This is a genomic window from Pantoea anthophila (genome assembly GCF_006494375.1).
Classification (GTDB): domain Bacteria; phylum Pseudomonadota; class Gammaproteobacteria; order Enterobacterales; family Enterobacteriaceae; genus Pantoea; species Pantoea anthophila.
In genome coordinates this window covers 480,567-494,456 of sequence record NZ_VHIZ01000056.1, presented here as the reverse complement: position 1 = coordinate 494,456, position 13,890 = coordinate 480,567, and the positions used below count along the sequence as shown (strand labels likewise).

12 protein-coding genes are annotated in these 13,890 nt (G+C 55.0%); 8 read left to right on the top strand and 4 right to left on the bottom strand.

Features of this window, described 5'->3' with window-relative positions; genetic code table 11:
* Window positions 1-203 precede the first annotated feature (203 nt).
* Window positions 204-1,094, top strand: coding sequence for a 23S rRNA pseudouridine(2605) synthase RluB (rluB, locus tag FJW00_RS19595; RefSeq protein WP_058958472.1), 891 nt, complete (start codon window positions 204-206; stop codon window positions 1,092-1,094).
* A gap of 53 nt (window positions 1,095-1,147) precedes the next feature.
* Here the strand turns inward: rluB and cobO are convergent, their stop codons facing one another.
* Window positions 1,148-1,738 carry a cob(I)yrinic acid a,c-diamide adenosyltransferase gene (gene cobO / locus FJW00_RS19590; RefSeq protein WP_140925463.1) on the bottom strand — a complete coding sequence of 197 codons (591 nt, stop codon included), beginning with the start codon at window positions 1,736-1,738 and terminating at the stop codon, window positions 1,148-1,150.
* Entirely contained in the window at window positions 1,738-2,499 is a 762-nt protein-coding gene (locus FJW00_RS19585) for a YciK family oxidoreductase (protein ID WP_140925462.1), read from the bottom strand. Before FJW00_RS19585 ends, cobO begins: the two co-directional genes overlap by 1 nt.
* Before the next feature lie 173 nt (window positions 2,500-2,672).
* Here FJW00_RS19585 and sohB point away from each other — a divergent pair, with 173 nt between their 5' ends.
* Window positions 2,673-3,719, top strand: coding sequence for a protease SohB (gene sohB, locus FJW00_RS19580; protein WP_140925461.1), 1,047 nt, complete (start codon window positions 2,673-2,675; stop codon window positions 3,717-3,719).
* A gap of 28 nt (window positions 3,720-3,747) precedes the next feature.
* Here sohB and FJW00_RS19575 read toward each other — a convergent pair whose 3' ends face one another.
* A complete protein-coding gene (locus FJW00_RS19575) occupies window positions 3,748-3,996 on the bottom strand; it encodes a YciN family protein (protein ID WP_009089962.1) in 249 nt (82 codons plus the stop codon).
* 372 nt (window positions 3,997-4,368) lie between these two features.
* Here FJW00_RS19575 and topA point away from each other — a divergent pair, with 372 nt between their 5' ends.
* From topA to acnA, 5 genes are all read left to right on the top strand, one after another.
* Window positions 4,369-6,966, top strand: a complete 2,598-nt coding sequence (gene topA / locus FJW00_RS19570; protein ID WP_140925460.1) for a type I DNA topoisomerase — start codon at window positions 4,369-4,371, stop codon at window positions 6,964-6,966.
* 184 nt (window positions 6,967-7,150) lie between these two features.
* Window positions 7,151-8,125: an HTH-type transcriptional regulator CysB gene (gene cysB / locus FJW00_RS19565; protein WP_009089966.1), complete on the top strand. Its 975-nt coding sequence runs from the start codon at window positions 7,151-7,153 to the stop codon at window positions 8,123-8,125.
* A gap of 495 nt (window positions 8,126-8,620) precedes the next feature.
* Window positions 8,621-8,779 carry a YmiA family putative membrane protein gene (locus FJW00_RS19560; protein WP_009089968.1) on the top strand — a complete coding sequence of 53 codons (159 nt, stop codon included), beginning with the start codon at window positions 8,621-8,623 and terminating at the stop codon, window positions 8,777-8,779.
* Window positions 8,780-8,783: 4 nt separating this feature from the next.
* Complete coding sequence (locus FJW00_RS22860; protein ID WP_009089970.1) at window positions 8,784-8,963, top strand: YciX family protein; 180 nt, start codon at window positions 8,784-8,786, stop codon at window positions 8,961-8,963.
* Between the two features lie 416 nt (window positions 8,964-9,379).
* Window positions 9,380-12,061 (top strand): aconitate hydratase AcnA, encoded by a 2,682-nt coding sequence (acnA, locus tag FJW00_RS19550; protein WP_140925459.1) that lies wholly within the window; start codon window positions 9,380-9,382, stop codon window positions 12,059-12,061.
* 243 nt (window positions 12,062-12,304) lie between these two features.
* Here acnA and ribA read toward each other — a convergent pair whose 3' ends face one another.
* The gene (ribA, locus tag FJW00_RS19545; RefSeq protein ID WP_033783243.1) at window positions 12,305-12,898 is read right to left on the bottom strand and encodes a GTP cyclohydrolase II; all 594 of its coding nucleotides are present in this window, start codon (window positions 12,896-12,898) and stop codon (window positions 12,305-12,307) included.
* A gap of 226 nt (window positions 12,899-13,124) precedes the next feature.
* On the opposite strand from ribA, the gene pgpB reads away from it, so the two are divergent.
* On the top strand, window positions 13,125-13,883 hold the full coding sequence (gene pgpB, locus FJW00_RS19540; RefSeq protein ID WP_009089974.1) for a phosphatidylglycerophosphatase B: 759 nt from the start codon (window positions 13,125-13,127) through the stop codon (window positions 13,881-13,883).
* Window positions 13,884-13,890: the final 7 nt, after the last annotated feature.

The window sequence follows — 13,890 nt, the reverse complement described above, 5'->3', positions numbered from 1 at the left end:
TATTTTAATCAGGCATGTAAATAATGAGGAATATTATTATCCGGTCTCTATGTTTTTTCAGCGGCTATTTGCAGAAGCACAAAGGGCGTTACATCGGGGTTAAATGCCTGTATAATGAGCCGAAGTTAATAGGTTAACCTGTTGATAAAGAAAGAATTATCACCCTGCCATGACGCCTGGGAAGGCGACAAAGAGGAAGCTCAATGAGCGAAAAGTTACAGAAAGTCTTAGCGCGTGCCGGTCATGGCTCGCGTCGTGAAATCGAATCAATGATTGCCGCTGGCCGTGTCAGCGTCGACGGAAAGATCGCCACCCTGGGCGACCGTGTCGAAAGCAGCAAATCCCTGAAAATCCGTATTGATGGCCATCTGGTTTCGATTGCTGAATCAGCAACCGAAGTCTGCCGCGTGCTGGCCTATTACAAACCAGAAGGTGAACTCTGTACCCGCAGCGATCCTGAAGGGCGCCCGACGGTCTTCGATCGCCTGCCGCGTCTGCGCGGTTCACGCTGGATTGCCGTCGGCCGTCTGGATGTGAACACCTGTGGTCTGATGCTGTTCACCACGGACGGCGAGCTGGCGAACCGTCTGATGCATCCCAGCCGTGAAGTGGAACGTGAATATGCGGTGCGCGTCTTTGGCCAGGTGGATGATGATAAAATTCGTCAGCTGAGCAAGGGCGTTCAGCTGGAGGATGGCCCGGCTGCGTTCAAAACCCTGCGTTTTGGCGGCGGAGAAGGGATCAACCAGTGGTATAACGTGACCCTGACCGAAGGACGTAACCGTGAAGTGCGTCGGTTATGGGAAGCGGTTGGTGTCCAGGTCAGCCGTCTGATGCGCGTTCGCTATGGCGATATTACCTTACCGAAAGGCCTGCCGCGCGGCGGCTGGACGGAGCTGGATCTGCCGGCGGTAAACTATCTGCGTAACCTGGTAGAGATGGATGATGAGACGGTGACCAAACTGGTCGTTGAGAAAGATCGTCGTCGCACCAAAGCAAACCAGATCCGTCGTGCGGTAAAACGCCACAGCAAAGTCAGCTCGACCCCTCGTACGCCGCGCCGCAATCCGGGCAGCAAACGCAATTCCGGTTAATTACGCCGGCAGGATAAAAAAACGCAGCCTCCGGGCTGCGTTTTCTTTTTCTGTCACCAGTCGATACCCTGCTGGGCCTGGATACCGGCATCAAAGGCGTGCTTAACCGGGCGCATCTCCGTCACGGTATCGGCCATCTCAGTCAGGGTGCGGTGACAGCCGCGTCCGGTAATAATGACGCTCTGCTGCGCCGGGCGCTGCTGCAGCGCGGCGATCAGCGCCTCCAGCGGCAGATAACCCATGCTCACCATATAGGTAATTTCGTCCAGTACCACCAGATCGATCTGCGCATCGGCCAGCATCCGCTGGGCATGCTGCCAGACTGCCAGACAGGCGGTGGTGTCCGTCTCACGGTTTTGCGTCTCCCAGGTAAAGCCGGTGGCCATAACCTGAAATTCCACCCCGTGCTGCTCCAGCAGGTTTCGCTCGCCGTTCGGCCAGTCACCCTTGATGAACTGGACCACCGCCACGCGCTTGCCATGTCCGGTGGCGCGCAGTGCCGTGCCGAAGGCCGCAGTTGTTTTGCCTTTGCCGTTGCCAGTAAACACCATCAGAATGCCGCGAACCGCTGTCGCGGCGGCGATGCGCGCATCCACCTGCTCTTTCAGGCGCTGCTGACGCTGCTGATGACGATCGTCAGCCATTATTCCGCGGCTCCGGGTTTTCTGCCCGGCTGCGCATCGAAGCTCATCCCCGTCTTGCGGCGGCTGTCATCGCCCATCAGATAGAGGTAGAGCGGCATCAGATCGGCAGGCGTTTTCAGTTTATTTGCATCTTCCTGCGGGAAGGCACTGGCGCGCATTTTGGTTCGCGTGCCGCCCGGATTGATACAGTTCACCCGCAGCGACTGGCTCTTATACTCATCCGCCAGCACCTGCATCATTCCTTCCGTTGCAAATTTAGAGACCGCATAAGCGCCCCAGCCTGCACGACCGGTGCGACCCACGCTGGAGGTGGTAAATACCAGCGAACCCGCCTCTGACTTCAGCAGCAGCGGCAACAGGGCCTGAGTCAGGAAGAAAGTCGCATCCAGATTGACATCCATCACCTGACGCCAGATCTGCGGATCGAGTTCAGCCAGCGGCACGATTTCACCGAGCAGACCGGCATTATGCAGCACGCCGTCGAGACGCGGAAACTGTTGCGCCAGCTGGTCGGCAACCTGCTGGCAGCGTTCTGGTGTGGCCTCGGCCAGGTCCAGCACCACCTGGTGAGCAGGGCGTTTATTGAGTTGATTGATTGACGTTCTGACCTGTTCGAGTTTTTCCGGGTTGCGGCCCATCAGGATCACTTCTGCGCCATAGCGGGCATAGGTCAGCGCCGCTTCCTGGCCGATGCCATCTGACGCGCCCGTGACCAGAATAATACGATGATTGAGCAGGTCACTTTTCGGTTGATAATGCACAGCGGGGTCCTCCGGCGAAAACAGCATGATTCCGCTTTATGCCTGAATTTACGAATGGGTGCAATCGCCAGCCCGCGCATTCTGTGCCAGCTGCTGGCATTTCAGGCGACGAGGCAGGGTAAAACGGCTAAACTGGCGAACTGTTTTTGATTCTTTTTTACTAAGGCGACCTGATGGATTTTATTTCAACGTATGGACTCTTTTTAGCGAAAGCGGTGACGCTGGTGGTTGCGGTCGCGGCGATTGTCATGATTGTGATGAATGCGGCACTGCGTAAACGCTCGCAAAGTGGTCAGCTGCGCCTGACCCATCTGGGTGATGACTATCAACAGATGAAAGAAGATCTGCAGCTGGCAAAAATGAAACCGCAGGCGCAGAAGGTCTGGCTGAAAAACCATAAAAAGAGCGAAAAGCTGAAAGCCAAAGCGGAAAAGCAGGCGGCGAAGCAGGGCGCGCGGGTGGGCGAGAAGCCGACGCTTTATGTGCTTGATTTTAAAGGTAGCATGGATGCCAGTGAGGTCACGTCGCTGCGTGAAGAGATTTCAGCCGTGCTGGCGGTGCAGCAACCGGGCGATGAAGTGCTACTGCGTCTGGAAAGCCCTGGCGGTGTGGTGCATGGCTATGGTCTGGCCGCGTCACAGCTGCAGCGTCTGCGCGACCACGGGCTGCGCATCACCGCGGCCGTGGACAAAGTGGCAGCCAGCGGCGGATATATGATGGCCTGTGTGGCCGATCGCATTGTGGCGGCCCCGTTCTCCATTATTGGTTCAATCGGTGTGGTGGCCCAGATCCCTAACTTCAACCGTCTGCTGAAGCGCAATGACATCGATATCGAGCTGCACACGGCCGGTCAGTACAAGCGAACGCTGACGCTGTTTGGCGAGAACAGCGAAGAAGGGCGGGAGAAATTCCAGCAGGATCTCGACGAAACGCACCTGCTGTTCAAGCAGTTTGTGCATCAGATGCGCCCGTCGCTGGATATTGATAAGGTCGCGACCGGTGAACACTGGTATGGCCGCCAGGCGCTGGATCTGGGGCTGATTGATGAGATCGGCACCAGCGATGATTTAATCATCCGCCAGATGGATCAGTTCAACGTGCTGGGGGTGCACTTCGCCCGCCGTCGTAAAATGATGGATCGCTTTACTCAAAGCGCGGGCTCGGTGGCAGAGCGTCTGCTGCTGAAACTCTGGCAGCGCGGCGAAAAGCCGCTGCTGTGATGCGAAACCCGGCCTGTGCCGGGTTTTTTTATTCCAGGTGATAGTGCGGCGACAGGACCACCGCGAGATGTTTGAAGACGTTAAACACCGCTGTGGTTTTAGCCGTCGGCAATCCCTGATCGTCGAGAAAAAACGGGCCGCGAAAAACCAGCACATCACCCTGCTGACTGACGTCATCCGCCTGCATGCCCGCTAAATAATCATCATGTTCTTTAATCAGGGCGTTGGCCTTTTCCAGCAACGCCTGGCGGGAAATAGCCTGGGTCGGTGTCTGCATTTATTTGCTCCTTTTTTGACAGCACTCGAATCCTTTCTATATTACTGACGAGTCTGCTGGCATGACAACCCGCCCTGACCGATGAAAACCTGGCGTAACGACGGGCTGAATGCTAATTAAGTTGCGTAACAGATTTTATCAGGTAGAGTGTGGGCGATTCCGATTTCAGGGATTTTGCACCAGGATGTGCGAAGAGTTCAGATGGAAAAATCATGCTTTATCATGCAGTTGCATTTAGCCGGATCATCTGTTCTGAGATTGACCCCTCCGCCTTGAAATGTTAGACAGGCGCAGCAATATTGAACCCGATGGGTTTTTGGGCATCCAATCCTCTCCCGTTAAGCAGGATGTTTTCATTAGGTAAAGGTAAATATGGGTAAAGCACTCGTTATTGTTGAGTCCCCGGCAAAGGCCAAAACAATCAATAAATATCTGGGCAATGACTACGTGGTGAAATCCAGCGTGGGTCATATCCGGGATCTGCCGACCAGTGGTTCAACCGCAAAGAAAAGTGCTGACGCCTCGACAGATAAGAAAGTCAAAAAAGTTAAAAAAGATGAGAAAGCCGCCCTCGTCAGCCGCATGGGTGTTGACCCCTATCATGGCTGGGAAGCGGATTATCAGATCCTGCCCGGCAAAGAGAAGGTGGTGGCAGAACTGAAGGCGCTGGCCGCCAATGCTGACCACATCTATCTCGCAACCGACCTTGACCGCGAAGGGGAAGCCATTGCCTGGCACCTGCGGGAAGTGATCGGAGGCGATGACTCACGCTTCAGCCGCGTGGTGTTCAACGAAATTACCAAAAATGCGATTCGTCAGGCGTTTGAAAAGCCGGGCGAACTCAATATCGACCGGGTCAATGCTCAGCAGGCGCGCCGCTTTATGGACCGCGTGGTGGGCTACATGGTGTCACCGCTGCTGTGGAAAAAGATCGCCCGTGGCCTCTCAGCCGGTCGTGTGCAGTCAGTGGCCGTTCGCCTGGTAGTGGAACGTGAACGTGAAATTAAAGCCTTTGTTCCCGAAGAGTACTGGGAAGTTAATGCCGCGCTGACCACGCCAAACGGCGATGAGCTGTCGATGGATGTGACACACCGAGGCGACAAGGTGTTCCGCCCGGTCAACCGTGACGAAACTTACGCCGCAGTGGCGCTGCTGGAAAAAGCGCGCTTTGAAATTGTGGATCGTGAAGATAAGCCGACCAGCAGTAAGCCGGGTGCGCCCTATATCACCTCGACGCTACAGCAGGCGGCCAGCACCCGTCTGGGCTTTGGCGTTAAAAAGACCATGATGATGGCGCAGCGCCTCTATGAAGCGGGTCACATCACTTACATGCGTACCGATTCGACCAACCTGAGTCAGGATGCGGTGGCCATGGCGCGGGGCTACATCGAAAACAACTTCGGTAAAAAATATCTGCCAGACAGCCCCGTCACTTACGCCAGCAAAGAGAACTCTCAGGAAGCGCACGAAGCGATTCGTCCTTCCGATGTGGAAGTCGTGGCGGAAAAACTGAAGGATATGGAAGCGGATGCGCAGAAGCTCTATCAGCTGATCTGGCGTCAGTTTGTCGCCTGCCAGATGACCCCGGCCAAATATGATTCCAGCACCATCACGGCCGCCGCCGGTGAGTTTAAACTCAAAGCGAAAGGCCGTATTCTGCGCTTCGACGGCTGGACTAAAGTGATGCCTGCGCTGCGTAAGAACGATGAAGATCGCACGCTGCCTGCGGTCAGTGTGGGGGATAGCCTCGACCTGCAACAGTTGCTGCCGGGTCAGCACTTCACCAAGCCACCGGCACGCTTCAGCGAAGCCTCGCTGGTGCGTGAGCTGGAGAAGCGCGGTATCGGCCGTCCGTCGACCTACGCCGCCATTACTTCGACCATTCAGGATCGTGGCTATGTCCGGGTAGAAAACCGCCGTTTCTATGCGGAAAAAATGGGTGAAATCGTCACCGATCGTCTGGAAGAGAACTTCCGCGAGCTGATGAACTACGATTTCACCGCGCGCATGGAGGACAGCCTGGACCAGGTCGCCAATAACCAGGCGAAATGGAAAGCGGTGCTGGACCACTTCTTCAGCGACTTTACCGAGCAGCTTGAAAAGGCTGAAAAACATCCTGAAGAGGGCGGCATGCAGCCCAATCAGATGGTGCTGACCTCGATTGACTGTCCGACCTGTAGTCGTCCGATGGGGATCCGCACCGCCAGTACCGGTGTCTTCCTGGGCTGTTCCGGCTATGCGCTGCCCCCGAAAGAGCGCTGCAAGCAGACCATCAACCTGATTCCGGAAAACGAAGTTCTGAACATTCTGGAAGGGGACGATGCCGAAACCAACGCCCTGCGTGCCCGTCGTCGCTGCCAGAAGTGCGGCACAGCGATGGACAGCTACCTGATCGACAATGAACGCAAACTGCACGTCTGTGGTAATAACCCGGAGTGTGATGGGTACGAAATCGAGAAAGGCGAGTTCCGCATTAAGGGTTATGACGGCCCGGTCGTAGAGTGCGAGAAGTGCGGTTCGGAGATGCATCTGAAGATGGGACGCTTTGGCAAGTACATGGCGTGTACCAACGAAGAGTGCAAAAACACCCGCAAAATTCTGCGCAGTGGGGAAGTGGCGCCACCGAAAGAAGATCCGGTGCCGCTGCCTGAGCTGGCGTGTGAGAAGTCAGATGCCTACTTCGTGTTGCGCGACGGGGCGGCGGGCGTCTTCCTGGCAGCCAATACGTTCCCGAAATCGCGCGAAACCCGTGCGCCGCTGGTGGAAGAGCTGCTGCGCTTCAAAGATCGTCTGCCTGAGAAGCTGAAATATCTGGCAGATGCGCCGGTCGCCGATCCGGAAGGGAATAAAACGCTGGTGCGGTTCAGCCGCAAGACTAAGCAGCAGTATGTCTCCTCAGAAAAAGAGGGTAAAGCCACCGGCTGGTCAGCCTTCTTTATTGATGGCCAATGGCAGGAAGCGAAAAAGTAATCTTATCAGGCCAGCGTTCGCTGGCCTTTTTCTGAGCCTTATATCAATCCGTTCTATTCTCACACTTAAACTGATATAGTTGTTATAGCATTTCCGACCTTTCCTGATGCATAGCCTTTCTTCACCCTTGCGACTGTCGGTCAAGCGGGGATGCGACTCTGTAACTTACCAGGACAAAACAGATATGAAATTACAGCAGTTGCGCTATATCGTCGAAGTCGTGAACCATAACCTCAACGTCTCTTCGACGGCGGAAGGTCTCTATACCTCGCAGCCCGGCATCAGTAAGCAGGTCCGGATGCTGGAAGATGAACTGGGTGTGCAGATTTTTGCCCGGAGCGGGAAACATCTCACGCAGGTCACGCCAGCCGGGGAAGAGATCATTCGTATTGCGCGTGAAGTGCTCTCCAAAGTGGATGCCATTAAATCGGTTGCCGGTGAGCACACCTGGCCCGATAAAGGCTCGCTCTATGTGGCGACCACCCATACCCAGGCGCGCTACGCGCTGCCCGGCGTGATCAAAGGCTTTATCGAACGCTATCCACGCGTCTCTTTGCATATGCATCAGGGATCGCCGACCCAGATTGCCGAAGCCGTTTCCAAAGGCAATGCCGATTTTGCCATTGCCACCGAAGCGCTGCATCTCTATGACGATCTCATCATGCTGCCGTGCTACCACTGGAATCGGGCGATTGTGGTTACCGCCGATCACCCGCTGGCCGGAAAAGGGCAGGTGACCATTGAAGAGCTGGCGGAGTATCCGCTGGTGACTTACACCTTTGGCTTTACCGGGCGGTCAGAACTGGATACCGCATTCAATCGCGCCGGGTTAACACCTCGCATCGTCTTCACCGCCACCGACGCAGACGTCATCAAAACCTATGTTCGTCTGGGGCTGGGTGTCGGCGTGATCGCCAGTATGGCGGTCGACCCGGTGTCCGATCCCGATCTGATTCGCATTGAAGCCGCGGATATCTTTACCAACAGCACCACCAAAATAGGCTTTCGTCGCAGCACCTTCCTGCGCAGCTATATGTATGATTTTATCCAGCGTTTTGCCCCGCACCTGACGCGTGACGTGGTGGATACCGCCGTTGCGCTTCGCTCTAATGAAGACATTGAAGCGATGTTTAAAGATATCAAGCTGCCGTTTAAATAGGGTTTACCCCCTGCGCGACAACATAAGGCTGCCTGGTGCAGCCTTTTTTGTTGCCAGCCTTTAGCGCCAGATGAGACTGAAAGTTTTTATGATTTTTTTGTAAATGAAACATTGATCACATGTTTTCCGGTTCGGCTTTCTTAAATGCGAATCACAACACATTTTTAACTATGTCACTTTGCGACATGCCAGGATTATTCCCATACTCCAGTTAACCGCCTATGTTGGAAGCCAGTAAACATCAGGCTCTGGGGTTTGCTCTTTAGTTTTAAATGGATCTGAAATGGAATTAACTCAAATTGATTAGTGCTTCATTTAATTAAAGAGTGGTTCCGCTGTTAATGATTTCTGGCGTTATTTAAGACTATTGATTAATACCGTTAATCGTTTTACTCAATAAAAATAACTGGATTTTTGGCCTTAACGCGTTTAGGATTCCTCCTAAATCTTAATCGTTGTTATCAATCATTTTGTTGAGAGTGATTATCAGAAACTATGAATACACGACTGACTGTAGAACCGGGTTTCCCGGTAAAAAGCACCAAGGTTGAGCGTACTGGTAACACCCGTCGCAAAGCCTGGTTAACCGTATTCGCTGCCTCTGCGCTGTTCTGGGTGGTTGTCGCGTTAATGATTTGGCGTATCTGGGGCTAAAGCCATGTGGGCAAACACACTCAGCCATAAACGTTCTCTGACGGCGCGTCAGACCAAGCCGGTCAGCTGCAAAGCGAAAGAGCCGCTTGCAAAGGACGAGAAAGTGTCTATCCCCGAGTCATGGGATTTGAGTGATAACCAGCGACTTTTTATTGAGTCGTTTCTGCAGCCTGAAACTAAATAACGTTGTCTGACTCTCTTTAGTCACCGCTCTTTTATTACCGGACATTCCGGCGGGCTTTTATAAATGCCCCTTTCCACATCCAGTACGACCCAAGGGTGTCGCCAGAGTAAGGTGACCGCAAAAAACTTTTACGCCCGATTCCGGCGAAGGAGTGAACCAAATGAATATGATTAAAATGTCCTGGCTTAGCGCGTATGCGTTCTCCTTTGCGTTCTGGTCTGCGGCGGTGTGGATAACGCTTTAATCTGAATTACCTCCCCTTTTTATGATGCCTCGTGATTTTCACGGGGCATTTTCGTTTATGGGCGATTGTAGCAATTTGTGTTGTAATCAAAACGTTAACGAATTTGTGGACTATCTTTAACATAAACCTTTGTCTCTCTAAGGTTTAAAGACCATGAATGAAAGGAGGAGCTATGTCGTCTACCCTACGCGAGCAGAGTCAGGAAATACTGCAGGTCGACAGCAAAAAATATCATATCTTCAGTCTTCCCCGCGCTGCTCAACACCTCGGCAATATCGATAACCTGCCGAAATCGCTCAAAGTTCTGCTGGAAAACCTGCTGCGCTGGCAGGATGGCGACTCCGTCACCGCGGAGGATATCCAGGCGCTGGTTGACTGGCAAAAAGAGGCGCATGCCGATCGCGAAATTGCCTACCGGCCAGCCCGTGTTCTGATGCAGGATTTTACCGGCGTGCCGGCCGTCGTTGACCTGGCCGCCATGCGCGAAGCGGTGAACCGGCTGGGCGGCGACGTCGCGAAGGTGAACCCCTTGTCGCCGGTCGATCTGGTGATTGACCACTCCGTGACGGTTGACCATTTTGGCGACGATGATGCGTTTGAAGAGAACGTCCGGCTGGAGATGGAGCGTAACCATGAACGCTACGTCTTTCTCCGCTGGGGGCAAAAAGCGTTCGATAAATTCCGCGTCGTGCCGCCGGGCACCGGTATCTGTCACCAGGTGAACCTGGAGTATCTCGGCAAGGCAATCTGGCATGAAACCCTGAACGGTGAAGAGTATGCCTGGCCCGATACGCTGGTCGGTACGGATTCCCACACCACCATGATCAACGCGCTGGGCGTGCTGGGATGGGGAGTAGGGGGGATTGAAGCTGAAGCGGCCATGCTCGGTCAGCCGGTTTCTATGCTGATCCCGGATGTGGTTGGCTTTAAGCTGACCGGCAAACTGCGTGCCGGCATCACGGCAACCGACCTGGTTCTGACCGTGACCCAGATGCTGCGTAAGCATGGTGTGGTCGGCAAATTTGTTGAGTTCTATGGCGATGGCCTGGCCGATCTGCCCCTGGCTGACCGCGCCACCATTGCCAATATGGCACCCGAGTATGGTGCAACCTGCGGATTCTTCCCGGTGGATGATGTCACCCTGAGCTATATGACGCTGACGGGGCGTGATGCTGAGCAGGTCGCGCTGGTGGAGGCCTATGCCAAAGCGCAGGGCCTGTGGCGTCATGCCGGGGATGAGCCGCGCTTTACCAGCTCTCTGGCGCTGGATATGAATGACGTGGAGTCCAGCCTCGCCGGACCCAAACGTCCGCAGGATCGGGTGTCGCTGGGAGATGTGCCTGCCGCGTTTGATGCCAGCAACGAGCTGGAAGTGAACCAGGCGCAGAAACCCCATAAAAATGTCACCTATACCGACAGTGATAGCGGGCTGACACATACTCTCTCCGACGGTGCCGTGGTAATCAGTGCAATCACCTCCTGTACCAACACCTCTAACCCCAGCGTGCTGATGGCGGCCGGTTTACTGGCGAAAAAAGCGGTTGAGCGTGGCCTGAAACGTCAGCCATGGGTCAAAGCCTCCCTGGCTCCCGGTTCTAAAGTGGTGTCAGACTATCTGGCCGTGGCGCAGCTGACCCCGTGGCTGGATAAGCTGGGCTTCAACCTGGTCGGCTATGGCTGCACCACCTGTATTGGTAACTCCGGGCCGCTGAAAGATGAAATCGAGTCCGCTATCAAAGCGGGCGATCTTACCGTCGGGGCTGTCCTCTCCGGTAACCGCAACTTTGAAGGCCGTATTCATCCGCTGATCAAAACCAACTGGCTGGCGTCACCGCCGCTGGTGGTGGCGTATGCACTGGCGGGTAATATGAAGATCAACCTGCAGACGGAACCGCTGGGCAAGGATCAGCAGGGCCAGCCGGTCTACCTGAAAGATATCTGGCCGACTCCGGAAGAGATTGCCACGGCGGTGCAGCAGGTCACCAGCGATATGTTCCATAAAGAGTACGCTGAAGTCTTCGACGGCACGCCGGAGTGGCAACAGATCAAAGTCAGCGAGGCGGCGACTTACGACTGGGACGAAGGGTCAACCTATATCCGGCTGTCGCCTTTCTTTGATGATATGGAGAAAGAGCCGAAGCCGGTGCAGGATATCCGCGGCGCGCGGATCCTTGCCGTGCTGGGTGATTCCGTCACCACTGACCATATCTCCCCAGCGGGCAGCATCAAAGCGGAGAGTCCGGCCGGACGCTATCTGCTCTCTCACGGCGTGGAGCGCACCGACTTTAACTCCTATGGTTCGCGGCGCGGTAATCATGAGGTAATGATGCGCGGTACCTTTGCCAATATCCGTATCCGCAACGAGATGGTGCCGGGTGTGGAGGGCGGTTATACCCGACACTATCCGAGTGGCGAACAGCTGGCCATCTATGATGCGGCGATGAAGTATCAGGCGGACGGTGTCCCGCTGGCCGTGATCGCCGGCAAAGAGTATGGCTCCGGTTCAAGCCGCGACTGGGCGGCAAAAGGGCCGCGTCTGCAGGGGGTCAGGGTCGTCATTGCTGAATCGTTTGAACGTATTCATCGTTCAAACCTGATTGGTATGGGTATCCTGCCACTGGAATTCCCGCAGGGCGTGACCCGCAAAAGCCTGGGACTGACGGGCGAAGAGCGCATCGACGTGGAAAATCTGCAGGCCCTGACGCCAGGCTGCAGCGTTAAAGTGACACTGACCCGCGCCGATGGCAGCAAGGAAGAGCTGGATACCCGCTGTCGCATCGACACCGGTAATGAGCTGACCTATTACCGCAACGACGGTATCCTGCACTATGTGATTCGCAACATGCTGAACTGAGTGACAAAAAAGCCGGGGAAACCCGGCTTTAATTTGCTGAAAAGCAATTTCCAGTCTGCTGTAAGACCGGAGCTGCACAGGTAAGACGGTCAGATCGGAAAGTCGCTTAAGCCATCCATGGCCGCTCGGCCCGCGCCGTCCCTGGCGCGGGACGCTTTCCTCTTCTGACCGTCTTCCCTGCGCTTTACGTTAGCCATGGCGGTCAGGCTCGCCCGGATGTGGCTTCGTCAGCGCACTCAGTCCTTACGACTTCGGCAGCAGATGTCCCATCTTCTCGGCTTTAGTGTCGAGATAGTGCGCATTCTTCGGGTTACGGCCGACAACCAGCGGCACACGCTCCACGATATTGATCCCGGCTTCGCTGAGGATCTCCACTTTGCGTGGGTTGTTGGTCAGCAGGCGCACTTCATTCACGCCCAGCAGTTTGAACATGTCGGCACACAGGGTAAAGTCGCGCTCATCAGCGGCAAAGCCAAGCTGATGGTTCGCCTCGACAGTATCGTAACCTTTATCCTGCAGCGCATAGGCGCGGATCTTATTCAGCAGACCGATATTACGGCCTTCCTGACGATGATAGAGCAGGACGCCGCGACCCTCTTCTGCGATGGCGTTAAGGGCGGCTTCCAGCTGAAAACCACAGTCGCAACGCAGGCTGAAGAGTGCGTCGCCGGTCAGGCATTCGGAGTGAACGCGCGCCAGTACCGGCTCATTATCGTTAATATCGCCAAAGACCAGGGCAACATGGTCATGTCCGGTTGCCAGTTCTTCAAAACCAACCATCAGGAAATCTCCCCATGGCGTGGGCAGTTTGGCTTCTGCCACCCGTTTAAGCTGCATGTGACTCTCCAGAACCTTCAGAGGATGCACTATCATCATGATAGTGCACAGGCCAGTGTGGCCTGACAAACGTGCAATATTGTGCCACAACCCTGAGTCGGGCTGGTAATCTCTCATACCAATTGCATTGATAAAGCACAATTATCCAATCTGCAACAGGTATGTTATTCTTTTTTAAGCTAAAGTTATGCATGCTTTGTGACCTGACACCGGGATAAGGGAAGAGATGTTTAAGATTTCGCGCCGTACCACCCTGGGAATGCTGCTGCTGCTGATCATGCCCGTTACCGTCTGGCTTAGCGGCTGGCGCTGGCAACCCGGCGAAAGCAACGCCCTGCTGAAAACGCTGTTCTTCATGACCGAAACGGTCACCAGCCCGTGGGGCATTGTCACCAGCGTGCTGCTGAGCGCCTGGATGCTCTGGTGCCTGCGCTTTCGCCTGAAGCCGGCGATCCTGCTGCTGCTGATCATGAACGCCACTATTCTGGCGGGGCAGTACACCAAATCTTTCATCAAAGAGCAGATCCAGGAGCCGCGTCCCTATGTCATCTGGCTGGAACAGCATCACGGACTGGATGAAAAAACCTTTTATGAACTGAAGCGCAAACAGCGTGGTGAGATGGTAACGTCGCTGATCGCCGATGAGACACAGATTCCCGGCTGGCTGAAACGGCACTGGGCCTTTGAAACCGGTTTTGCCTTTCCGTCAGGCCATACGATGTTTGCGGCCAGCTGGGCGCTGCTGGCCTTAGGGCTGCTCTGGCCGCGCCGTCACTATAAAACAGTAGTGGTGATCTTTCTCTGGGCAACGGGCGTCATGGCGAGCCGGATGCTGCTGGGCATGCACTGGCCTCGCGATCTGGCGATGGCCACCGTGATCTCCTGGATACTGGTGACCCTGGCGACCTGGCTGGCCCAGCGCGTCTGCGGCCCGCTCACGCTGCCACCTGAAGAGCAAAAAGAGGTGGCACAGCGGGAGCCCTGATTGTAAT

Excerpts from the sequence above, each read along its gene's own strand:
- rluB (WP_058958472.1), top strand. The coding sequence starts at position 204 with ATGAGCGAAAAGTTACAGAAAGTCTTAGCGCGTGCCGGTCATGGCTCG.
- cobO (WP_140925463.1), bottom strand. The coding sequence starts at position 1,738 with ATGGCTGACGATCGTCATCAGCAGCGTCAGCAGCGCCTGAAAGAGCAG.
- sohB (WP_140925461.1), top strand. The coding sequence starts at position 2,673 with ATGGATTTTATTTCAACGTATGGACTCTTTTTAGCGAAAGCGGTGACG.
- FJW00_RS19575 (WP_009089962.1), bottom strand. The coding sequence starts at position 3,996 with ATGCAGACACCGACCCAGGCTATTTCCCGCCAGGCGTTGCTGGAAAAG.
- topA (WP_140925460.1), top strand. The coding sequence starts at position 4,369 with ATGGGTAAAGCACTCGTTATTGTTGAGTCCCCGGCAAAGGCCAAAACA.
- cysB (WP_009089966.1), top strand. The coding sequence starts at position 7,151 with ATGAAATTACAGCAGTTGCGCTATATCGTCGAAGTCGTGAACCATAAC.
- FJW00_RS19560 (WP_009089968.1), top strand. The coding sequence starts at position 8,621 with ATGAATACACGACTGACTGTAGAACCGGGTTTCCCGGTAAAAAGCACC.
- FJW00_RS22860 (WP_009089970.1), top strand. The coding sequence starts at position 8,784 with ATGTGGGCAAACACACTCAGCCATAAACGTTCTCTGACGGCGCGTCAG.
- acnA (WP_140925459.1), top strand. The coding sequence starts at position 9,380 with ATGTCGTCTACCCTACGCGAGCAGAGTCAGGAAATACTGCAGGTCGAC.
- ribA (WP_033783243.1), bottom strand. The coding sequence starts at position 12,898 with ATGCAGCTTAAACGGGTGGCAGAAGCCAAACTGCCCACGCCATGGGGA.
- pgpB (WP_009089974.1), top strand. The coding sequence starts at position 13,125 with ATGTTTAAGATTTCGCGCCGTACCACCCTGGGAATGCTGCTGCTGCTG.